General features: G+C 63.1%; 16 protein-coding genes. 13 read left to right on the top strand and 3 right to left on the bottom strand.

Features of this window, described 5'->3' with window-relative positions; translation table 11 throughout:
• Nucleotides 1–11: 11 nt before the first annotated feature.
• From FHP91_RS14870 to pstB, 5 genes are all read left to right on the top strand, one after another.
• Nucleotides 12–3,032, top strand: coding sequence for a transglycosylase domain-containing protein (locus FHP91_RS14870; RefSeq protein ID WP_246116325.1), 3,021 nt, complete (start codon nucleotides 12–14; stop codon nucleotides 3,030–3,032).
• Nucleotides 3,033–3,420: 388 nt separating this feature from the next.
• On the top strand, nucleotides 3,421–4,461 hold the full coding sequence (locus tag FHP91_RS14875; RefSeq protein ID WP_144310336.1) for a PstS family phosphate ABC transporter substrate-binding protein: 1,041 nt from the start codon (nucleotides 3,421–3,423) through the stop codon (nucleotides 4,459–4,461).
• Between the two features lie 75 nt (nucleotides 4,462–4,536).
• Entirely contained in the window at nucleotides 4,537–5,922 is a 1,386-nt protein-coding gene (pstC, locus tag FHP91_RS14880; protein ID WP_144310337.1) for a phosphate ABC transporter permease subunit PstC, read from the top strand.
• Entirely contained in the window at nucleotides 5,915–7,222 is a 1,308-nt protein-coding gene (gene pstA, locus FHP91_RS14885; protein ID WP_144310338.1) for a phosphate ABC transporter permease PstA, read from the top strand. The genes pstC and pstA overlap by 8 nt, the downstream gene beginning before the upstream one ends.
• A gap of 59 nt (nucleotides 7,223–7,281) precedes the next feature.
• A complete protein-coding gene (pstB, locus tag FHP91_RS14890; RefSeq protein WP_144310339.1) occupies nucleotides 7,282–8,130 on the top strand; it encodes a phosphate ABC transporter ATP-binding protein PstB in 849 nt (282 codons plus the stop codon).
• A 72-nt stretch (nucleotides 8,131–8,202) separates the two neighbouring features.
• Here the strand turns inward: pstB and FHP91_RS14895 are convergent, their stop codons facing one another.
• The 3 genes from FHP91_RS14895 to ppk1 form a co-directional block, all read right to left on the bottom strand.
• Complete coding sequence (locus FHP91_RS14895) at nucleotides 8,203–9,489, bottom strand: methyl-accepting chemotaxis protein (protein WP_144310340.1); 1,287 nt, start codon at nucleotides 9,487–9,489, stop codon at nucleotides 8,203–8,205.
• Nucleotides 9,464–9,982, bottom strand: coding sequence for a PAS domain-containing protein (locus FHP91_RS14900; RefSeq protein ID WP_144310341.1), 519 nt, complete (start codon nucleotides 9,980–9,982; stop codon nucleotides 9,464–9,466). Before FHP91_RS14900 ends, FHP91_RS14895 begins: the two co-directional genes overlap by 26 nt.
• A 101-nt stretch (nucleotides 9,983–10,083) precedes the next feature.
• Nucleotides 10,084–12,168, bottom strand: coding sequence for a polyphosphate kinase 1 (gene ppk1 / locus FHP91_RS14905; RefSeq protein WP_144310342.1), 2,085 nt, complete (start codon nucleotides 12,166–12,168; stop codon nucleotides 10,084–10,086).
• 172 nt (nucleotides 12,169–12,340) lie between these two features.
• Between ppk1 and ppx the strand changes: the two genes are divergently transcribed.
• From ppx to FHP91_RS14945, 8 genes are all read left to right on the top strand, one after another.
• Nucleotides 12,341–13,843 (top strand): exopolyphosphatase, encoded by a 1,503-nt coding sequence (gene ppx / locus FHP91_RS14910; RefSeq protein ID WP_144310343.1) that lies wholly within the window; start codon nucleotides 12,341–12,343, stop codon nucleotides 13,841–13,843.
• Between the two features lie 8 nt (nucleotides 13,844–13,851).
• The gene (locus FHP91_RS14915) at nucleotides 13,852–14,964 is read left to right on the top strand and encodes an ABC transporter permease (RefSeq protein ID WP_144310344.1); all 1,113 of its coding nucleotides are present in this window, start codon (nucleotides 13,852–13,854) and stop codon (nucleotides 14,962–14,964) included.
• Between the two features lie 25 nt (nucleotides 14,965–14,989).
• On the top strand, nucleotides 14,990–15,763 hold the full coding sequence (locus tag FHP91_RS14920; protein WP_144177163.1) for an ABC transporter ATP-binding protein: 774 nt from the start codon (nucleotides 14,990–14,992) through the stop codon (nucleotides 15,761–15,763).
• 3 nt (nucleotides 15,764–15,766) lie between these two features.
• Nucleotides 15,767–16,714, top strand: coding sequence for an MlaD family protein (locus FHP91_RS14925; RefSeq protein ID WP_144310345.1), 948 nt, complete (start codon nucleotides 15,767–15,769; stop codon nucleotides 16,712–16,714).
• A gap of 18 nt (nucleotides 16,715–16,732) precedes the next feature.
• The gene (locus FHP91_RS14930) at nucleotides 16,733–17,353 is read left to right on the top strand and encodes an ABC-type transport auxiliary lipoprotein family protein (RefSeq protein ID WP_144310346.1); all 621 of its coding nucleotides are present in this window, start codon (nucleotides 16,733–16,735) and stop codon (nucleotides 17,351–17,353) included.
• Nucleotides 17,354–17,403: 50 nt separating this feature from the next.
• Nucleotides 17,404–19,053, top strand: a complete 1,650-nt coding sequence (locus FHP91_RS14935; protein ID WP_144310347.1) for an acyl-CoA synthetase — start codon at nucleotides 17,404–17,406, stop codon at nucleotides 19,051–19,053.
• A 130-nt stretch (nucleotides 19,054–19,183) separates the two neighbouring features.
• Complete coding sequence (locus FHP91_RS14940; protein WP_144310348.1) at nucleotides 19,184–19,984, top strand: enoyl-CoA hydratase; 801 nt, start codon at nucleotides 19,184–19,186, stop codon at nucleotides 19,982–19,984.
• A gap of 19 nt (nucleotides 19,985–20,003) precedes the next feature.
• Nucleotides 20,004–20,780 (top strand): TatD family hydrolase, encoded by a 777-nt coding sequence (locus tag FHP91_RS14945; protein ID WP_144310349.1) that lies wholly within the window; start codon nucleotides 20,004–20,006, stop codon nucleotides 20,778–20,780.
• Nucleotides 20,781–20,786 lie beyond the last annotated feature (6 nt).

Raw genomic sequence — 20,786 nt, forward strand, 5'->3', positions numbered from 1 at the left:
AGGATTTGTTTGTGACCCGTAACATCAAACCCGCTCGGCGGCTGACGTTCTTTCGTCTGCTTGGTATTGCCGTATTTATTGTCGTGCTGGTGGCTCTTGTCGCCGGCGGGCTGCTGGTTGCCCATGAGCTGAACTATTCGCGTTTGCAGGCGCGCGAAATCTCGCGCTATGCCGAAACGCTCACATTCGAGGTGTCGGGCAAGCCGAATCAGGCGGTGCTCTATCCGTCGCATGGGCCTTTTGATCAGCGCATGGGTTACACCGAGCTTCCGCGCGTTGCTGAGCGTTTGCAGGCGCGGGGCTTCGCGTTGACTGGGCAGACGCAGTTTTCAGCGGCCTTGATGAGTTACACCCAGCGGGGCTATTTCGCGCCGTATCGGGAGAAGGCGCAGGCGGGATTCGAGCTGACGGATTGCCGCGATGCGTCGCTCTACCGATTTCGCTATCCCTTCCATGCGTATTCGGACTTCGCTGCGGTGCCAAGGCGCGTCGCGCAGTCTTTGCTGTTTATCGAGAACCGCGACTTGCTGGACGCATCCCGCCCGGCGCTGAATCCAGCTGTGGATTGGGTGCGTTTCGGGCGGGCGGGCATTGGTCAGCTGGGGCGGATGGTTGACGCCGATCTGGATGCGCCCGGCGGCAGCACCTTGGCGACGCAGATCGAGAAATACCGGCATTCGCCCGATGGCATTACGCACAATGCGCGCGAGAAACTGCGTCAGATGGTGTCGGCCAGTGTGCGGGCCTACCAGGACGGCGAAGACACGTTGCCGGTGCGCGAGCGCTTGGTGGTCGATTACCTCAACACGGTGCCCTTGTCGGCGGCGCCGGGCTACGGCGAGGTCAATGGCTTGGGCGACGGCTTGTGGGTGTGGTTCGGCGCGGATTTTGCCCAGGTGAATGCGGCCCTGTCGCGCGAGGATGGCGACGATGAGGCGCTTGCGGCGCAAGGTTTGGCCATGCGTCAGGTGGTGGCGCTGATGATCGCGCATCGCCGGCCGTCTTATTACCTGGCGCGTGGGCACGATGAACTGGCGCAGCTGACCGGGAGTTATCTGCGTCTGCTTGCTGAGGCGGGTGTGATTTCGTCGCGTTTGAGTGAGGCGGCGCGCGCGCAGACCTTGGTTTTTCGCGACCAGGCGAGTGATCCGGCGCGGCATCCGACGGTGACGGGGAAGGGCGCTGGCGCGGTGCGCTCGCGTGTGGCCGGACTGCTTGGCACCTCGCTCTATGGACTTGATCGTATGGATGTGGATGTGTCGTCCACCCTGAACCGGGATCTGCAGTACGCGGTGAGCGACTACCTGGCACGCCTGAGCGAGCCGGCGTTTGCCGCCGAGCAAGGCTTGATCGGCGAGCGCATGCTGGGCCCGACCAGCCTGGGGGCGGTGCGCTACAGTTTCAATCTGGTCGAACGCGCCGCGGGCGGCAACCGGGTGCGGGTACAGACCGACACCACCGATCAGCCGCTCGACATCAATGAGGGCAGCAAGCTCGAACTCGGTTCGACCGCCAAGCTGCGAGTGCTGGCGACGTATCTCGAGATCGTCGCTGAACTGCATGAGCGCTATTCAACGTGGGACAAGGATGCCTTGCGCGGCGTCGAACTGGCGCGGCGCGACCGGCTCAGTCGCTGGGCCGTCGACTACCTGGCGGCGGCCGATGATCGCGCCTTGCCCGCGATGCTCGAAGCCGCGCTGGAGCGCCGCTTTTCGGCCAGCCCGGATGAAAGCTTTTTTACCGGTGGCGGCTTGCATACCTTTGGCAACTTCAACAACAAGGACAATCATCGTTCGCCGACCGTGCGTGAGGCCTTGCAGGCGTCGATCAATCTGCCCTTTGTGCGGCTGATGCGCGAGATCGTGCGCTATTCGATGTATCAGGTGCCCGGCAGCACCGCGAAGCTGCTCGAAGACAGTGAAGACCCGCGCCGCGCCGAGTATCTGGCGCGCTTTGCCGACCGCGAAGGTCAGACCTTTTTGCGGCGTTTCTGGCGCAAGTATCAGGGACTGACGCCTGACGCGATGCGGGCCCAATTGCTCGATGGCTTGCGCCCGAGCGCGGATCGCTTGAGTACCGTGTTTCGGTATCTCGACCCGGCCGCGCCGCCGGCCGCGCTTGCCCGTTTTCTTGGCGAGCGGCTTGGCGATGCGCAGATGTCGGAAGCCCAGATTGCACAGTTGTATTCGCGCCACGCGCCAGCGGCCTTTGATCTGCCGGATCGCGGCTATGTGGCTCGCCTTCACCCATTGGAGCTGTGGCTGGTGGCGTATCGTACGGCGCATCCGGACGCGACGCTGGGCGCGGCCCTGGAGGCGAGCGAGAACGAGCGCCAGGCGGTGTATCGCTGGTTGTTCCGCACGCGCTTCAAGCGGGCGCAGGATGTGCGCATCGACACCATGCTTGAGGTCGAGGCCTTCCTCGATATTCACCGGCGCTGGGCGCGCATGGGCTATCCCTTCGAGCATCTGGTGCCCTCGCTGGCCACGGCGCTGGGTAGCTCGGGCGACCGTCCGGCGGCCCTGGCGGAGTTGATGGGCATCATCATCAATGATGGCGTGCGCCTGCCGACGGCGCGTATCGAGGCGCTCCGATTTGCGGCCGACACGCCGTACGAGACGCGCTTTACCCGCCGACGCGCGGAGGGTGAGCGGGTGATGGCGTCGGAAGTGGCAACGGCCTTGCGGCATGCCTTGTCGGAAGTGGTCGAAAGCGGAACAGCACGGCGACTCGCGGGGGCCTTTGAGCTGGCCGATGGTACGGTGCTGACTCTGGGGGGCAAGACCGGCACGGGCGACAACCGCATCGTGCTGGCCGGCGATCGCACCGGCCCGGCGCTCAATCGCACGGCCACCTTCGTGTTCTATCTTGGCCCGCGGCACTACGGGACGCTGACCGCCTATGTGCTCGGCCCGAACGCGGCAGGCTACCGCTTTACCTCGGCGTTGCCGGTGCAGATTCTGAAATCGATGGGGCCGGTGTTGCTGCCCTATCTGGCGCCCGAGATGGCGGTGGGGTGTCGGGCCGATTGACCGGTCGGCGCCCTGCTGATCTGGATGGCCCGGTCGGCCGGTCGGGTTTCCAGGATGATGGCTTTACGGCCGAGTCCGCCTTTCATTGCGCCGCGCATTCTGTGTTGGATGACGCGGCGCCGACCTGGGTACGGCGAACCCGTTAACGGGCGCTACTGCGGGCGTGTGTCGCGCCGGGGCCGGGCGTGAGGTGTTTGATCAACCGCTGGCACTATGTGACACAGATGTGTGCGTTCACATCACTGTAACGTTGCTGACAAATAATGGCGCCGCTCGATAGGAAAAGGGCGGTGGCCAGAAGGGCTGCCTCCTGATCTCATCAAGGTGAAATACCGCGACAACCCGGCATTGGCCGGGGTCCGGAATTGTTCTCAACAGGAGATTCTCGATGAAAAAGGCGGCTCTCGCCCTTGCAGTTCTCTCAGCGGTTGCTACCGCTCCGGTGCTGGCTCAGTCCTCGCGTGATTACATCAGCATCGTCGGTTCCTCGACGGTGTATCCGTTTGCCACGGTGGTTGCCGAGCAGTTCGGCAAGGCCACCAAGTTCAAGACGCCCAAGATCGAATCGACTGGTTCGGGCGGTGGTATCAAGCTGTTCTGCGCCGGCGTCGGCGTGCAGCATCCGGACATCACCAACGCCTCGCGCGCCATCAAGAAGTCCGAACTCGAGCAATGCGCCGCCAACGGCGTGAAGGAAGTGGTCGAGGTCAAGATTGGTTACGATGGCTTGTCGATTGCTCAGAGCAAGGCCGGCAAAGGCATGCAGCTGACCCGCAAAGAGGTGTTTCTGGCGCTGGCCAAGCAGGTGCCGAATCCGAATGGCACCCAGACCCTGGTCGACAACCCCTACAAGACCTGGAAAGACGTCAACGCCGCGTTGCCGGCGATCAAGATTGAAGTGCTCGGCCCGCCGCCGACCTCCGGTACGCGTGACGCCTTTGTTGAACTGGTGATGGACGAGGGCTGCGACGCTTTCGATTTCATCAAGGCAATGAAGAAGGCTGACAAGAACGCGCATAAAGCCGCATGCCAGACCATCCGCGAAGACGGCGCCTATGTCGAAGCCGGCGAGAACGACAACCTGATCGTTCAGAAACTCGAAGCCAATCCGGCCGCACTGGGGATCTTCGGCTTCAGCTTCCTTGACCAGAACCGCGACAAGGTGCGTGGTCTGGCCATTGAAGGTGTGCAGCCGGAATTCGAGACGATCTCGAACGGCAGCTACCCGGTGTCGCGTCCGCTGTTCTTCTATGTGAAGAAAGCGCACGTTGCCGTGATCCCGGGCATGAAGGAGTACCTGGACGAGTTCATCAGCAAGAAAGCCATGGGTGAGGAAGGCTATCTGGCCGAGCGTGGCCTGATTCCGCTGCCCAAGGATGAATACATGAGCGTTTCGAAGGGCGTTACCGCACTGGACGTCATGAAGTAAGGTAGCATCCGCGGGCCGGCGACCCGGTCGCCGTTCCGCGGACTTCTTCCCGTCCTTATTGGCTGACTGTTTCTCGTGACCCAGACCCCCATACTTCTCGTTCTGCTGCTGGCGCTGACGTCGGCAGCCTATTACTTTGGATGCAAGCGCGCCTTCCGCGTGGCGGACGGCAAGATCCGGAAGCTGCATTCCTTGCCGGGGTACTACGGCCTGTATGTTGCGCTGTGGGCAGCCTTGCCGGCGCTGCTGATTCTTTGCGCCTGGCTTTTGTTTCAAGGCTCGATCATTACCCGCATGGTGGTGTCCTCACTGCCCGATGCGATTCAGCAGCTGGGGCCCGATCGGCTCAATCTGGTGGTCAATGACATCCGCAATCTGGTGTCGGGCAATATCGTGTCCGGCGAGCCGGACGCCATCATGCTGGCAGCCGCGGACTACTATCGCGGCCTGCTGAGCGTGAGCCGTAATATGCTGTTTGCGATCGTGCTCGTCGTGGCGGGCCTGAGTGGCTGGTACGGGTACTCGAAAATTCGTGTGCAGCATCGTGCCCGCAATGGTGTCGAGTCGATCATCAACTGGTTGTTGGTGGCATGTTCCACCGTGGCGATTCTCACCACCGTCGGTATTGTTCTGTCGGTGTTGTTCGAGTCGATCCGTTTTTTCCAGTCCGTGCCGATCACCGAGTTTCTGTTTGGTCTGGAGTGGAGCCCCCAGATTGCGCTGCGCGCTGATCAGGCGGGCTCGTCCGGTGCCTTCGGTGCCGTGCCGCTGTTTGCCGGCACCTTGCTGATCACCTTCATTGCCATGACGGTCGCCGTGCCGATCGGCCTGATGTCAGCGCTCTATCTGGCCGAATACGCAAGTGCGCGGGTGCGCGCCATTGCCAAGCCTTTGCTTGAGGTGCTGGCGGGTATTCCGACCGTGGTGTATGGCTTTTTTGCGGCGCTGACCGTGGCGCCCTTCATTCGTGAGTCAGGCGGTTTCCTGGGGCTGGACGTGGCCTCCGAGAGCGCCTTGGCGGCCGGCCTGGTGATGGGAATGATGATCATCCCCTTCGTCTCGTCCCTGTCCGACGATGTGATCAACGCCGTGCCGCAGTCGCTACGCGAAGGCGCTTATGGCATGGGCGCGACTTCGTCCGAGACGATCCGCCGGGTGATTCTTCCCGCCGCGTTGCCGGGCATTGTGGGTGCGATTTTGCTGGCCGTGTCGCGTGCCATTGGCGAAACCATGATTGTGGTGATGGCGGCGGGCCTTGCGTCCAATCTGACGGCCAACCCGCTCGAAGCGGTGACGACGGTGACCGTGCAGATCGTGACCTTGCTGGTCGGCGACCAGGAATTCGACAGCCCGAAAACACTGGCGGCCTTTGCGCTGGGCCTGGTGCTGTTTGTGGTGACCCTGGCGCTGAACTTCGTGGCCCTCTATATCGTTCGAAAGTATCGGGAGCAGTATGACTAATCCAGGCAAAGCGCTGCCCGAGGGCGCAACGAGCTTCGCGCGTATTCAGGCCGGCATGGCCAAGCGCCGGGCGGCGGAGCGTCGCTTCAAGATGCTGGGGCGTTTGGCGGTGAGCGTTGGCTTGCTGTTTTTGTCGGTGTTGCTAATCAGCATCGTCAGCAAGGGCTACACCGCGTTCTGGCAAACCCAGATGCGGATCGATGTGGTGTTGGCAGCCGAGGACATCGACCCGGAAGGCACGCGTAACGCAGAGACGCTGCGCAAGGCCGATTACTCGTCCTTGATCAAGCAGAGCATGCGCGACATGTTCCCCGAGGTGTCGGGTCGCCGCGATAAATTCGCCTTGTATGGCCTGGTCAGCAACGGCGCAGCCTTCGATCTGCGCGACAAGGTCATGGCCGATCCGTCCCTGATCGGCACCAAGGTGTCGCTGTGGGTGCCCGCCGACGACGATGTCGACATGCTCATGAAGGGGCATATCGATCGCAATGCGGCCGAGGACGACCGGCGGATCAAGGACAATGTGCTGGGCTGGATCAATCAACTCGAGGCAGAGGATCGTCTTGAACTGCGCTTCAATATTGACTTTTTCACCAAGGGCGACTCACGTGACCCGGAGCTGGCCGGTATCCGCGGCGCGCTGATGGGCACCATCTTTACCTTGATCGTGACCTTGTCGCTGTCCTTCCCGCTCGGTGTGGCGGCGGCGGTGTATCTCGAAGAGTTTGCGCCCAAGAACAAATGGACCGACCTGATCGAGGTGAACATCAACAACCTCGCCGCCGTGCCGTCCATTGTGTTCGGCCTGCTCGGCCTGGCGGTGTTCATCAATGTGTTCGGGCTGCCGCGTTCGGCACCGCTGCTCGGTGGCCTGGTGCTGACGCTGATGACGCTGCCGACCATCATCATCGCCAGCCGCGCCGCGCTCAAATCGGTGCCGCCGTCGATCCGCGACGCCGCGCTGGGCATTGGTGCCTCGCCGATGCAGGCTACGCTGTATCACGTGATTCCGCTGGCACTGCCCGGCATGCTCACCGGCACCATCATCGGCATGGCGCAGGCGCTGGGCGAGACGGCGCCGCTGCTGATGATCGGCATGGTGGCCTTCATTGCCGATGTGCCGCAGGGGGTGTTCGATCCTTCAACGGCGTTGCCGGTGCAAATCTACCTGTGGGCCGACAGCCCCGAGCGCGCCTATGTTGAGCGCACCTCGGCGGCCATCATGGTGCTGCTGGGCTTCCTTGCGCTGATGAATCTGGTGGCCGTGCTGCTGCGCAAACGTTTCGAGCGGCGCTGGTAAGCGTTGGCAGATAGAATATTGAGAATCGAGGTCAAATCATGAGTCCCCAAGGGCAAGCAATGGCTTTCAAGTTGGATGGTGCGGCAGGGGCGGCACACGTAACCACCGTGGGCCGTGATGTTCGCGAAACCGTGGGCGAAGTGCGGGTGAACGACCCGCGTGTTCGCTGTACGGATGTGAACGTGCACTACGGCGATAAGCACGCCATCAAGAACATCAGCCTGGATGTCGGCAAGGGCGAAGTGCTTGCCATGATCGGTCCGTCCGGTTGCGGCAAGAGTACTTTCCTGCGCTGCCTGAATCGCATGAATGACACGGTGCGCGAGTGCCGCGTGACCGGCGAGATCCTGCTCGACGGCGAAGACATCAACAGCCGTCACATCGACGTGGTGCCGCTGCGCGCGCGTGTGGCCATGGTGTTCCAGAAGCCGAACCCGTTTCCCAAATCGATCTACGAAAACGTGGCCTTCGGACCGCGCATTCATGGCTTGTGCGAGAGCAAGGCCGATCTGGACGTGGTTGTCGAGAGTAGTTTGCGCAAGGCCAACCTGTGGGACGAGGTCAAGGACCGCCTGGATGATGTCGGCACCGGCTTGTCTGGCGGCCAGCAGCAGCGTCTGTGCATCGCGCGGGCGATTGCCATCGAGCCCGAAGTGATCCTGATGGACGAGCCGTGCTCCGCGCTCGACCCGATCTCGACCGCGAAAGTCGAGCAGCTCATCGAAGAGTTGCGCCAGCAGTTCTCGATCGTGATCGTGACGCACTCGATGCAGCAGGCCGCGCGGGTATCGCAGCGCACGGCCTACTTCCATATGGGCGACCTGATCGAGGTAAGCGAGACCGATCGCTTGTTCATCAAGCCACGCCACCAGCTGACCGAAGACTACATTACCGGTCGTTTCGGCTGAGTTGCCCCCGCGCATGAAAAAGCCCGCGACCTGACGGTTTGCGGGCTTTTTTGTTTTTTGAGTGGCAGGCGGTCAGCGCATCTGCTGCTCCAGGTTCTCGAACAGGTGATCGTAGATCTCGACCAGGGCACTGCGGTCGCGGCTGTCCTTGACCCAGCGCCGGTCGGCCGCAATCCGCGCGGCTTCCTGTTCCATGTCCGTGAGACTGCGCAGGTCGGTGACCTCGCCCTGAATGATGAGGTTGGCGTCGGCGCGCGCTTTTTGTGCGGTAGACACTATGTTCATTGAGCGACTCATCGATAACGCGCCTTCGCCGATTCGGCTGGCCAGCGTTCCTACCTGGTGGGCCGATTTGGCTGAGGTGATGAGCTTTTCTTGAAACTCGTCGGCGGTGTCGCGGGCGTCGGACACCGCGCTCGCCAAGGCGTTGATCTGACTGTTGGCGGCGGCCATGGAGGCGCTTATTGCACTGATGGCCTCGGCGATTTCCTCCGCCGATCGCTGGGCCTGATCGGCCAGTTGCCGCACCTCGTCAGCGACGACCGCAAATCCGCGCCCGGCCTCGCCGGCTCGGGCTGCTTCGATCGACGCGTTAAGTGCGAGCAGATTGGTTTGCTTGGCGATGTGGTCGATGTTACCAGTCAGCGCTCGAATCGCACCGGCCTTTTCAGACAGGTCACTCACCGCGCGTGCGCCTTCGTTGGCACGCACGCTGGCGTCGCCGAGCGCGCCCGACATGTGCGATGCCGCCTCGGACATTGAGTGGGCGGTGTCTGAAAAATCGTGGGCGAGCGTGGCCGACTCCGTGGCATTGACGCAGACGGTGCCGAGTGATCCGCTCACATGATCGATGGCCAGCGACAGGCCACGCTCCGAGCGCAAAAAAATGCGTGAAAGCAGCGCTTCGCGCGCGACTGACACCTGTGCTGCGTCGAGGTTGTCGAGCATCACCTGCATGCGATCGAGTACGTTTTTGAACAGTCCGTGCAGCCCAACGGTCTGCAAGCGGCGCCATGGGCGCTGGTTAGTGCCGGCGTCCATGCCGCCGAGAATCTCGCGGAAGGCAGTTTCTGTCTGGTCAAGGGCGGAGTTCAGGCTGACGCGCATGGTTTCGAGCGTCGGATCGCGATAGGCGCGCGGCACGCGGTTACTCAGCGATCCTTCGCCGATTTCGCCGAGTAAAGTTGCCAGTGAGTCGATCTCGCCTGCTGCCGATTTACGGGGCAGTATTACAAGGATGCCCGCCAGCGTTGAGAGGGCCGTCGCCAGAGCGGGCATCCAGAATGTCGTCGCCGCGGCGCCGAGGGCGAGCAGCAGCACGCCATGGCGCCGATCAAAGTGCGAAAACAAGTTCTTCATAGCGCATATCCTTGGCCTTCATCACATCTACCAGAACCTGCGTGCCGGCTGCAATGGCATCGCGTGCGCCCGCCTGCTTTTCGGCTTGCAGCATTTGCGTGTAGACCGCCGAGACGGTTTCGACGGCTGGACGGGTGGGGCAGCGGCGTACCGAGGTGTAGCCGGTGATGCGCCCGTGGGTATCGACATCGGGGGTGATATGGGCAAGCACCCAGTAGAATCCGCCGTCTTTGGACAGGTTTTTCACGTAGGCGAACACTTCCTTGCCCGTGGCAATGGTGTCCCACACCAGCTTGAAGGCAGCGCGCGGCATGTCCGGGTGGCGAATGATGTTGTGCTGCACGCCGAGGAGCTCATCTTCGGTGTAGCCGGAGAACTCGACAAAGATCGGGTTGCAGTAGGTGATGATGCCTTTGGGGTTGGTCTTCGAGACGATGAAATCGTCGTCGCGCATGATGCGCTCGATCTGGGTGGGGGTGATGGCTCTCTTCATGCGCGGCTCCCGTGGGGCATGGGGAAATTAGCGGCATGAATTGCCACGGCTTGAGTGAAACGTGCTGCGACGCCGTGGTGCGGCGTCGCAGGTGGGGCGGTTTAGCTGCTTGGCCGGGGCTCGACCAGCATTTCGAGCAGCGCCTGTTGCGCCGGATGCCGTGCGCCCCGGGGGTGTTTGCGACGGTAGCTACCGTCGGGTTGCATTTCCCAGGCGTTGCAGTTGTCGTTGAGATAGACGCGGAAGCCTTCTTTCATGACGCGGCGCTTGAGCCGCGGGTCGAGAATCGGGAAGGCGGTTTCAATGCGGCGGAAGAAGTTGCGATCCATCCAGTCGGCGCTCGACAGGTAGAGTTTGTCTTCGCCATCGGCATGGAAACAGAAAATGCGGTGGTGCTCGAGAAAGCGGCCGATGATGGAGCGCACCCGGATGTGCTCCGACAGTCCGGGCACGCCCGGACGTAGCGCGCAGGGGCCGCGGATGATGAGATCGACCTCGACGCCGGCTTGCGATGCTTCGTACAGCGCCATGATGGTTTGGGGTTCGAGCAGGGCGTTCATCTTGGCGCTGATGCGCGCCTTGCGGCCAGCGCGGGCGATCTCGGTTTCTGCTTTGATGTTCGCGATCACGTTGGCGTGCAGGGCAAAGGGGGCCTGCCACAGATGGGTCAGGGTGGAGGCTTTGCCCAGGCCGGTGATCTGCTTGAATAGCGCGGCCACGTCTTCGCCGATTTCGGGGTTGGCGGTGAGCAGGCCGAAGTCGGTGTAGAAGCGGGTGGTGCGCGGGTGGTAGTTGCCCGTGCCCAGGTGGATGTAGCGGCGCAGCCCATCGGTCTCGCGACGGATCAGCATCAGCAGCTTGGCGTGGGTCTTGTAACCGAACACGCCATACACCACATGTGCGCCGACTTCTTCAAGCCGCGCGGCCCAGCCGATGTTGGCTTCTTCATCGAAGCGCGCCATCAGCTCGACCACCACGGTGACTTCCTTGCCCTTTTGCGCGGCGCGCATCAGGTGCTCCATCAGCACCGAGTCGGTGCCGGTGCGGTACACCGTCATCTTGATGGCCAGCACGCCGGGGTCGTCGGCCGCGGCCTTGATCAGCTCAATCACCGGCGTGAAGCTTTCAAAGGGGTGGTGGAGCAGGATGTCCTGCTTGCGGATGGCGGCGAAGATGTCGGACGACGACCCCCCCAGACCGGCCGGCATGGCCGGCTTGAAGGGGGTAAAGGTCAGGTCCGGGCGGTCGACGCTGTCTGGCAACTGCATCAGGCGCACGAGGTTGACGATGCCGGGGGTGCGGTACAAGTCGTTTTCCGACAGCCCGAACTGGGTCAGCAAAAAGGCTTCCATGCCCGGCGAGCAGTTGTCGGCCACCTCAAGGCGAACGGAGTCGCCGAAATGGCGTTGCTGTAATTCGCCCTTGAGCGCGCTGCGCAGATTGGTGATCTCTTCTTCATCCACGAACAGATCGGAGTTTCGGGTGAGTCGGAACTGATAGCAGCCGAGCACCGCCATGCCCGGAAAGAGCTTGTCGACATGGGCATGGAGGATGGACGACAGGAACATGAAGCCGTGCTCGATGCCGGTGATGTGTTTGGGCATCTGGATGATGCGGGGCAGGGCGCGCGGGGCCTGGACGATGGCGGTATTGGTGTCGCGGCCGAAGGCGTCGAGCCCGTCGAGTTCGACCGCGAAGTTCAGACTCTTGTTGAGCACCCGCGGGAACGGGTGCGCCGGATCCAGGCCGATGGGCGTTAGCACCGGCGCGACCTCGCGCTCAAAGTACTCGGCGACCCAGGCCTGCTGGGCTTCGGTCAGCGCTTCACGCTTGAGCAGGACAATGCCCTCGGCTTCGAGCGACGGCAGGATCTCCTCGTTGAGCAGACGGTATTGCTCCTCGATGATGTCATTGACCACCACGCTGATCTGGTCGAGCAACTCGTGCGGTGTCAGGCCGTCTTCGGTGTCGGGCGCGCGCAGGCCCTGGCGAATCTTCTCCTTGATGCCGCCGACGCGGATTTCGAAGAATTCATCCAGATTGCTGGAGACGATGCACAGAAAGCGCAGGCGCTCGAGCAGCGGGACACTGTGGTCCGCCGCCTGCGCCAGCACGCGTTGCTGGAACTGCAGCAGGGACAGCTCGCGGTTGATGAAGCTTACATGCGGGAGGTCGTCGGGATTCATGTGTGAGCGTGCCGTGTTGGAACAAGGTAAGAGCGAGAGTCTTTGACATCCATATTACATCGCGATGACAAAAGGCGAACCGGGTGGATTGGGCCGCGGCCCGGCTGCGTGTCGGTGCTAGAATCCGGGGCGTCTGCCTACGCCTTTCGCCGGGCGCCGCCCGGCCATACCAATGACTAACGAATTGATTGCCGCAATCGATCTGGGTTCCAACAGCTTTCGCCTTCAGGTCGGGCGCATCGTCGAGGGGCAGATCTATCCGCTCGATGGGCTCAAGGAGCCCGTGCGGCTTGCCGCCGGGCTGTCGCCCGAAAAATACCTCGATACCGCCGCGCAAACCCGCGGCACCATGGCCTTGAGCCGGTTTCGTGAGCGGCTGGCGGGGTTCAAGCCAAGCCAGGTGCGGGCGGTGGCGACCAACACCTTGCGCGTTGCCAAGAATGCACCGGAGTTTCTGATCCGCGCCGAGGCCGCGCTCGGTTTCCCGATCGAAGTCATTGCGGGTCGTGAAGAGGCGCGTCTGATCTATATCGGTGTCGCGCACTCGCTGGCCGACCCGCAGCGTCAGCAACTGGTGGTCGATATTGGTGGCGGCTCGACGGAGTTTGTCATCGGCCGGGCGTTCGAGCCGCTGGAACTCGAGTCCTTGTACATGGGCTGCGTCAGCTTCAGCCTGCGCTATTTTCCAGACGGCAAAATCGATCGACGTGGTTTTCAGGAGGCCGACCTGGCCGCTCAGCGGGAATTGCAGACCATCGTCACACGCTTTGCCGAAGTCGGCTGGGAGCTGGCCGTTGGCTCCAGCGGTACCGCCAAATCGCTCAGCGACATTCTGCGCGGCAATGGCTACACCGACGGCCGCATTACCTTGGTGGGGCTTGAAAAGCTCCGCTCGGCGCTGATCAAGGCAGGGCGTCTGGATGGCTTGTCGCTATCGGGCATCAAGGCCGATCGTCTGCCCGTGTTGCCCGGCGGCCTGGCCATCATGATTGCCGTTTTGAAGGCTTTCAGCCTGAAAGAGATGGTGTTCTCGGAAGGTGCGTTGCGCCTCGGCGTGCTCTACGATCTGCTGGGTCGCTATCATCATCACGACTTGCGCGACGCGACGGTCGAGGCCTTCGCCATCCGATATCGCGTGGGCCGTCAGCAGGCGGAGCGGGTCGCGGATACGGCGAGCTTTCTGTTTTCCCAGCTTGACCCGATGGCCTCTCAAGAGGGCAATCTCGACCTGCGCTACCTCAAGTGGGCCGCCTTGCTGCACGAGGTTGGCATTTCGGTCGCGCATTCGAGCTATCACAAGCACAGTGCCTACATTCTGGGCAACGCCGACATGCCGGGGTTTTCGCGCATGGATCAGGGCCGGCTGGCCAGACTCGTGCTCGCCCATCGCGGCAAGCTCGCGCGCATCGCGAGTCTCGACCCGGCCAGCAGCGACTGGTTGCTGATCGCCTGTTTGCGTCTGGCGGTGGTCTTTCACCGCGCGCGGGACAACCGCGGGCGTCCGCCAGTCGGTATCGAGCGAAAGGGCAGCGGATTTGCCCTGGTGGCCGACAAAGCCTGGCTGGATGCGCTGCCGCTGACGGCCGCAACGCTGGCCGATGAAGTGGCGCAGTGGTCCGCCCTGGGGCATCCGCTGTCGGTCGCGACACGGTCCGGTTTCGCCCTGACCGTTTGACCACCCACATGGCCGACGCGATCCGCACGCCAGAACTCCATTTGAGTGAGGGGTGCCTGAGTCCGGCAGGCGACTGGACTTTGCTGGCGCTGGCTTCACACGCGAACCGCTTGCGCCAGGAGCTGGCCGGTGCCAAAGCGACCCGCTGGGACTTGTCGGCGCTGAACCGGCTGGACAGCTTTGGCGCGCTGTTGTTGTGGCGCGCCTGGGGCGGGCGCCTTCCCGCAGACATGGTGCTGCCCGACGGCTACGCGACGCAGTTCGAGCGTCTGGCCGCCATGGACGAGGCGCCGGTGCCGCGTCCGCCGCGCGTGGGTGTCGTCGATGTGGTGGCCGGACTGGGCGGCGCCTTGCTTGGGCTGTTTGCGCATCTGGGCGACTTCCTGGCGCTGATCGGCCGCCTGGCGCTCGATGGTCTGCACCTGCTGGGCCGACCGCGCAACTGGCCGCTCAAGGAATTTTCGGCCAATCTGTACAAGGTCGGCGTCAAGGCCATGCCAGTGAGTGCGCTGGTCGGCTTCCTGATCGGTGTGGTGTTGTCTTACTTGTCGGCCTTGCAACTGAAGGCCTTTGGCGCGGACATCTTCATCGTCAACATTCTGGGCCTGGGCATCATCCGAGAGCTCGGGCCGGTGCTGGTCTCGGTGCTGGTGGCCGGGCGCTCCGGCTCGGCGATGACCGCGCAGCTTGGCGTGATGCGCGTGACCGAAGAGGTCGACGCGCTCACGGTGATGGGTATTTCCAACTACATCCGGCTGGTGCTGCCCAAAGTGATGGCGCTGTCGGTGGCGATGCCGCTGCTGGTGTTGTGGACCTCGGCCGTGGCGCTGGTCGGCGGCATGATGTCGGCTGAGTTGCAGCTGGGTCTGAGCTATGGCTATTTTATTGAAACCCTGCCCAAGGTGGTGCCGGCGGCCAACCTGTTCATCGCGCTGGGCAAAGGCGCGGTCTTCGGTGTGCTGATCGCGCTGGTGGCCTGCCATTTTGGTCTTCGGGTCAAGCCGAACACCGAGAGCCTGAGCGCCAATACCACCGCGTCGGTGGTGACGTCGATCACCTTGGTGATTCTGGTCGATGCGGTGTTTGCCATCGCCACGCGCTCGATCGGGGTGCCGCTATGAGTGCGCCTGCGGAACGGGTCGGCCCATGACGACGCCGGTGCTCAGCCTGCGCGGCCTCAGTACGCGCTTTGGCAGTAACTGGGTGCACAAGGGCGTGGACCTCGATATCCCGCCGGGCGAGGTGGTGTCCTTGGTCGGTGGCTCGGGGAGCGGCAAGACCACGCTGCTTCGCCAGATGGTGGGCTTGTTGACGCCCACCGAGGGCGAGGTGCGGGTGTTCGACGAACCCTTGTTTGCGGGCAGTCGCGAGGCCCAGCGCCAGCGCCGTCGTCGTTTCGCCATGTGCTTTCAGGGCGGTGCCTTGTTCTCGGCGTTTACGGTTTACGAGAACATTGCTTTCCCGCTGCGCGAGGCTGGTATCGCGACCGAAGCCGAGATCCGTGAGCTGGTGGCGCTCAAGCTGACCATGGTCGAGTTGCTGCCCAGCCATGCCGCGCTGATGCCAGCGGAGCTCTCCGGTGGCATGATCAAGCGGGTGGCGCTGGCCCGTGCGTTGGCGCTGGAGCCCGAGTTATTGCTGCTTGATGAGCCGACGGCCGGGCTGGACCCGACGCGCAGCGCGTCCTTTGTGGCGCTGATTCGCGATCTGCAGCAGCAACTGGGGCTGACCGTGGTGTTGGTGACCCACGATCTGGACACGCTGGCGGCTTTGTCCTCGAAGGTGGCGGTGCTGGCCGAGCGCCGCATTCTGGCCTTTGATTCGCTGGAAGCGGTGATGCAGGTCGACCATCCTTTCATTCAGGAATTTTTCCTCAGCGAGCGCAGTGCACGTGCGTTGGCTCGGGCGCAGGGAGCTTAAACCATGGAGAATCGGGCACATGCCATTCTGGCCGGCCTGTTCGTGCTGTTGCTTGGCGCGGCGACGGTCTCGGGGGTGTGGTGGTTTTCGGGTGAGCGTGAGGCCACCCGCACGCTGGAGTTGGTGAGCCGGGGCAGCATCACCGGCCTCAATCTGCAGGCGGCGGTGCGCTACCGTGGTATTTCAGCGGGGCGGGTGGAGTCGATTTCCATCGATCAGACCGATCCCCAGAACATTTTGGTCCGGGTGAGCCTGCGCACCGATCTGCCGGTCACCCAGGGCACCAAGGCATCGCTGGGCTATCAGGGCGTGACGGGCCTGGCCTTTATCCAGCTCGACGACAAGGGGACGGACCCCACGCCGCTGGTGGGTGAGGGCGGCAATCCGCCGCGCATCGCGCTGTCGTCGGGCCTGCTGGACGAGTTGTCGACCGTAGCCGTGCAGGCGCTCGACCAGTTCCGCAAGATCGCGGCGCAGGTCGAGCGGGTGTTCGACGAAAAATCGGTGGCGCGGGTGGAGTCGACCATGACCCGGCTGGAGTCGGCGGTCAAAGGCATGGACGAGACCTTTGCTGCGGCCCCCGAGGTGCTGGCCGAGGCGCGCCGCTTCCTGACACCGGAGAATCGGCAGCATCTGACGCGCAGCCTCGCCAATCTGTCCAGCGCGTCAGAGCAGGCCGGCCCGACGCTCGTCGAACTTCGTGGATTGCTGCTCAAACTGCAGGAAGTGAGCGAGCATATCGATGAGACCGCGGTGGCGACCGGCGACGGTTTGCTCAATGGCACACTGCCGCGTCTGAACGGCTTGATGAAGGAGTTGACCGTCACGTCACAGCGCCTGACGCGGTTGATTGAAGAAGTCGACGCATCGCCGCAAATGTTGTTGTTGGGCCGGGGTGAGCAGGCGCCCGGCCCCGGCGAGGCGGGTTTTGCCGTTCCGCCAGTGCGCTGACAGACAGGAGACGCACGCATGACACGATACAAAGGCCTGGCTGCGCTGATGCTGCTTGCCGGTTTGAGCGGATGCACCAGCTTCAGCGCCATTCCCGAGTCCTTCAGCATTTACGACATCGGCCCCCAGGGGAATACACCCGTGCCAGTCGCGGTGCCGCTGGTGGGCATCGACGTGGTCGCGCCCTCATGGCTGTCCTCTTCGGCCATGCAATATCGTCTGATACCGCAGCATCCGCTGGAGCGTCGGGCCTATACCAACAGTCGGTGGGCCGGAATGCCCTCGGAGATGATCCGGATTGTGATTGGACGCGTGATCGAAGCCCAGCACGCCACCAATGGCTCGGGTTGCCGCCTGCGGGTGGATGTGGATGAATTTATTCAGCGTTTTGACACGGTCGACACCAGTGTGGCCCTGATCGAACTGCGCGCCAGCTTGCTTGCGCCGCGCACTGATGCGGTGATGGCCGGCCAGAGCTTTGCGGTCGAAGTGCCCGCGCCGACGGCCGATGCCGCCGGCGGCGTGGTCGCGATGCGAGCCGGCGTCAATCAGCTTGCGGTCGACGCCGGGCGCTGGCTGGCTGCGCTTGAGGCGCCGGGCGCGGGCGCCGAGTCTTTCCGGGCGCGATGTTCGCGCTAAGCGGAGTCGTTCAACCCTCGTTTCAAACCACCACCTTGCGGGAGTGACGCATGACCCTGACATCCAGCCCCTATGCCGAAGGCCTTGATCGATGTGACGCCAATTATGTGCCGCTCTCGCCGCTGAGTTTTTTGGCGCGCAGTGCGGCGGTGTACCCCGACCGCCTCGCCGTCATTCACGGCGCGCGTCGCTACACCTGGCGCGAAATGTACGCGCGCAGCCGACGTCTCGCCTCGGCGCTGAAGGCGCGGGGAGTGGGCCGGGGCGATACCGTGGCCGTGGTGCTTAACAACACCCCGGAAATGCTCGAAGCGCACTTTGGCGTGCCGGCTATCGGCGCCGTGCTCAACACCATCAACACCCGGCTCGATGCCGATGTGACTGCCTTCATTCTTGGTCATGGCGAAGCCAAGGTGCTGCTCACCGATCGCGAGTATTCGCCAGTGATGCGCGAGGCCTTGCGCCGTGCCAACCGGCAGGATCTGCTGGTGGTCGATGTAGACGACCCCGAGTTTACCGGCCCCGGCGAACGCGTCGGCACGCTCGACTACGACACCTTGCTGGCCGAAGGCGACCCCGAGTTCGCATTTGAGATGCCGGCCGATGAATGGGCTGCCATCTCTCTCAACTACACCTCCGGCACCACGGGCAATCCGAAAGGCGTGGTGTATCACCACCGCGGTGCGTACCTGAATGCGCTGTCAAACATCGTCTCCTGGGGCATGGCGCCGCATGCCGTGTATCTGTGGACCTTGCCGATGTTCCACTGCAATGGCTGGTGCTTTCCGTGGACCATGGCGGCCAATGCCGGGGTGAACGTGTGCCTGCGCCGGGTGGACCCGGCGTTGATTTTTGACGCGATTCGCGCGCATGGCGTCACGCATTACTGCGGCGCGCCGATTGTGCATGCGATGCTGGCCAATGCGCCGGCCGCGATGCGCGAAGGCATCCATCACAAGCTCAACGGCCTGGTGGCCGCCGCGCCGCCACCGGCGTCGGTGATTGAAGGCATGGCGAAAATCGGGGTCGAGCTGACGCATGTGTATGGCCTGACCGAGACCTACGGCCCGGCAGCGGTGTGCGCCAAGCATGATGACTGGGCCGATCTTCCGCTGGCTGAGCAGGTGCGGCTCAACGGCCGGCAAGGCGTGACCTACCATGTGCAGGAAGGCATCACGGTGATGGACCCGGAGACCATGCAGCCCGTGCCGCGCGACGGCGAAACCATGGGCGAGATCATGTTCCGCGGCAATCTGGTCATGAAGGGTTACCTCAAGAATCCGCAGGCGACACGCGAGGCGCTGAGCGGCGGGTGGTTCCATTCGGGCGACCTGGGCGTGCTGCAGCCCGATGGCTACGTGAAGATCAAGGATCGCTCCAAGGACATCATCATCTCGGGCGGCGAGAACATCTCCTCCATTGAGGTCGAAGATGCGCTCTACAAGCATCCGGCCGTGATGGCTGTGGCCGTGGTGGCTGCGCCAGACGACAAGTGGGGCGAAGTGCCGGCGGCCTTTATCGAACTGCGCGAGGGGGCGAGCGTGACCGAGGCCGAACTGGTGGCGCATTGCCGCGAGCATCTGGCGAGTTACAAGTTGCCGAAAAAAATCGTGTTCAGCGAATTGCCGAAGACCTCGACCGGCAAGATCCAGAAGTTCGTGCTGCGCGAGCGCATGCGTTCGACCGACGCGATCGACTGACCCATACGCTACCGTCTGGTCAATTCGCCATCAGCGCGCTAACATGAATCGATAGCGCCGCTCACAGCCGTGGGCGGTCGAGCCAATGCCCGGGCGTCCGTAGAGACTGCCCGGCACGGAGGAGAGAATCATGAGTGCAGTGCTGAACCAGGACGATAGCCCCATGGTCTTGCGCGAGGACCGCGATGGCGTCGCCCAGCTGACCTTGAACCGCCCTGCGCAGTTCAACGCCTTGTCCGAAGCCATGTTGAACGCGTTGATCGCCGAGCTTGACGCGATCGCCGCCGATCCGACGGTGCGCGTGGTGGTGCTGGCCGGCGAGGGCAAGGCCTTTTGTGCCGGTCACGACCTCAAGGAAATGCGTGGCAATCACACGCTTGAATTTCAGCAAGCCCTGTTCCGCCTGTGCGGCAAGCTGATGTGCAAGATCATCGCCATCCCCCAGCCGGTCATCGCGCGGGTGCACAGCATCGCCACCGCGGCAGGCTGCCAGCTGGTGTCGATGTGCGATCTGGCCGTGGCCGCCGAAGGCGCGCGCTTTGCCGTGTCGGGGATCAACGTCGGGCTGTTCTGCTCGACGCCGAGCGTGGGCCTGTCGCGCAACATGGGGCGCAAGGCCGCGTTTGAGATGCTGGTCACCGGCGAGTTCATTGATGCCGCCGAAGCACAGCGTCGCGGCCTGATCAACCGGGTGGTGCCGCTCGAGCAGCTTGATGAAGAAGTCGCCAAGCTGGCCGCGTCAATCTGCACCAAATCGTCGGCCGCCATCAGCATGGGCAAGCAGCTGTTCTATCAGCAACTCGAAATGGGCATCGACGCGGCTTATCAGACCGCGGCCGAAACCATGGCCTGCAACATGATGACCGAGGATGCGGGCGAGGGCATCGATGCCTTCATCGCCAAGCGCAAGCCGGTCTGGAAGGGCCGCTGAGCGACAGGATGCGGGTGCGATGCTGATCGACACCCACATTCATCTCGACGCCGATGAATTTGCGCCAGACCGCCAATCGGTGATCGACGCGGCGCGCGCGGCGGGGGTTGGGGCCTTCGTGGTCCCGGCCGTCACCGCGACTGGCTTTGATGCGCTCGACACCTTCGCTGATGCCACACCGAACGTAGCGCGCGCCTACGGGCTGCATCCTCTCTACATCGACAGCGCAAGGCAGGAAGACCTTGAGTTGCTCACGCAGCGACTGGCGCGACCTGAGGCGGTGGCGGTGGGCGAGATCGGTCTGGATGGGTATATTCCGGCGCCGGATCTTGCCACGCAGTTGCCGTGGTTCGAGGCGCAGCTGGCGCTGGCCAAACGATTTGATCTGCCGGTGATTCTGCATGTGCGCCACGCCGTTGAGCCGATTATCCGATCCTTGAAAAAAGTCGGGGTCGGTGGTGGCATTGCCCACGCCTTTAATGGCAGCCGCCAGCAGGCCGACACCTTGCTGGCGATGGGCTTCAAACTGGGGTTTGGCGGGACGCTGACCTATCCAGGATCGCGCCGGATTCGTGCGTTGGCGACGAGCTTGCCGCTCACCGCGATGGTGCTCGAAACCGATGCGCCGGACATGTCGCCCGAATGGGCGCGGGGGCAGCGCAACGCGCCGGCCAACTTGGTGCGAATTGCCGAGACGCTGGCGGCGTTGCGAGGTGAGCCGCTGGCGGAGGTGATCGCGGCAACCGAGGCGAATGCGCGGTGCGCATTGCCACGGCTGGACACGTTGATCGCGTGAAGCTGG

The sequence above is a fragment of the Denitromonas halophila genome (genome assembly GCF_007625155.1).
GTDB classification, from domain to species: domain Bacteria; phylum Pseudomonadota; class Gammaproteobacteria; order Burkholderiales; family Rhodocyclaceae; genus Nitrogeniibacter; species Nitrogeniibacter halophilus.

What these genes read in the sequence shown, in the direction of transcription:
- FHP91_RS14875 (WP_144310336.1), top strand. Translation starts at nt 3,421, where the DNA reads ATGAAAAAGGCGGCTCTCGCCCTTGCAGTTCTCTCAGCGGTTGCTACC.
- pstA (WP_144310338.1), top strand. Translation starts at nt 5,915, where the DNA reads ATGACTAATCCAGGCAAAGCGCTGCCCGAGGGCGCAACGAGCTTCGCG.
- pstB (WP_144310339.1), top strand. Translation starts at nt 7,282, where the DNA reads ATGGCTTTCAAGTTGGATGGTGCGGCAGGGGCGGCACACGTAACCACC.
- FHP91_RS14895 (WP_144310340.1), bottom strand. Translation starts at nt 9,489, where the DNA reads ATGAAGAACTTGTTTTCGCACTTTGATCGGCGCCATGGCGTGCTGCTG.
- FHP91_RS14900 (WP_144310341.1), bottom strand. Translation starts at nt 9,982, where the DNA reads ATGAAGAGAGCCATCACCCCCACCCAGATCGAGCGCATCATGCGCGAC.
- ppk1 (WP_144310342.1), bottom strand. Translation starts at nt 12,168, where the DNA reads ATGAATCCCGACGACCTCCCGCATGTAAGCTTCATCAACCGCGAGCTG.
- ppx (WP_144310343.1), top strand. Translation starts at nt 12,341, where the DNA reads ATGACTAACGAATTGATTGCCGCAATCGATCTGGGTTCCAACAGCTTT.
- FHP91_RS14915 (WP_144310344.1), top strand. Translation starts at nt 13,852, where the DNA reads ATGGCCGACGCGATCCGCACGCCAGAACTCCATTTGAGTGAGGGGTGC.
- FHP91_RS14920 (WP_144177163.1), top strand. Translation starts at nt 14,990, where the DNA reads ATGACGACGCCGGTGCTCAGCCTGCGCGGCCTCAGTACGCGCTTTGGC.
- FHP91_RS14925 (WP_144310345.1), top strand. Translation starts at nt 15,767, where the DNA reads ATGGAGAATCGGGCACATGCCATTCTGGCCGGCCTGTTCGTGCTGTTG.
- FHP91_RS14930 (WP_144310346.1), top strand. Translation starts at nt 16,733, where the DNA reads ATGACACGATACAAAGGCCTGGCTGCGCTGATGCTGCTTGCCGGTTTG.
- FHP91_RS14935 (WP_144310347.1), top strand. Translation starts at nt 17,404, where the DNA reads ATGACCCTGACATCCAGCCCCTATGCCGAAGGCCTTGATCGATGTGAC.
- FHP91_RS14940 (WP_144310348.1), top strand. Translation starts at nt 19,184, where the DNA reads ATGAGTGCAGTGCTGAACCAGGACGATAGCCCCATGGTCTTGCGCGAG.
- FHP91_RS14945 (WP_144310349.1), top strand. Translation starts at nt 20,004, where the DNA reads ATGCTGATCGACACCCACATTCATCTCGACGCCGATGAATTTGCGCCA.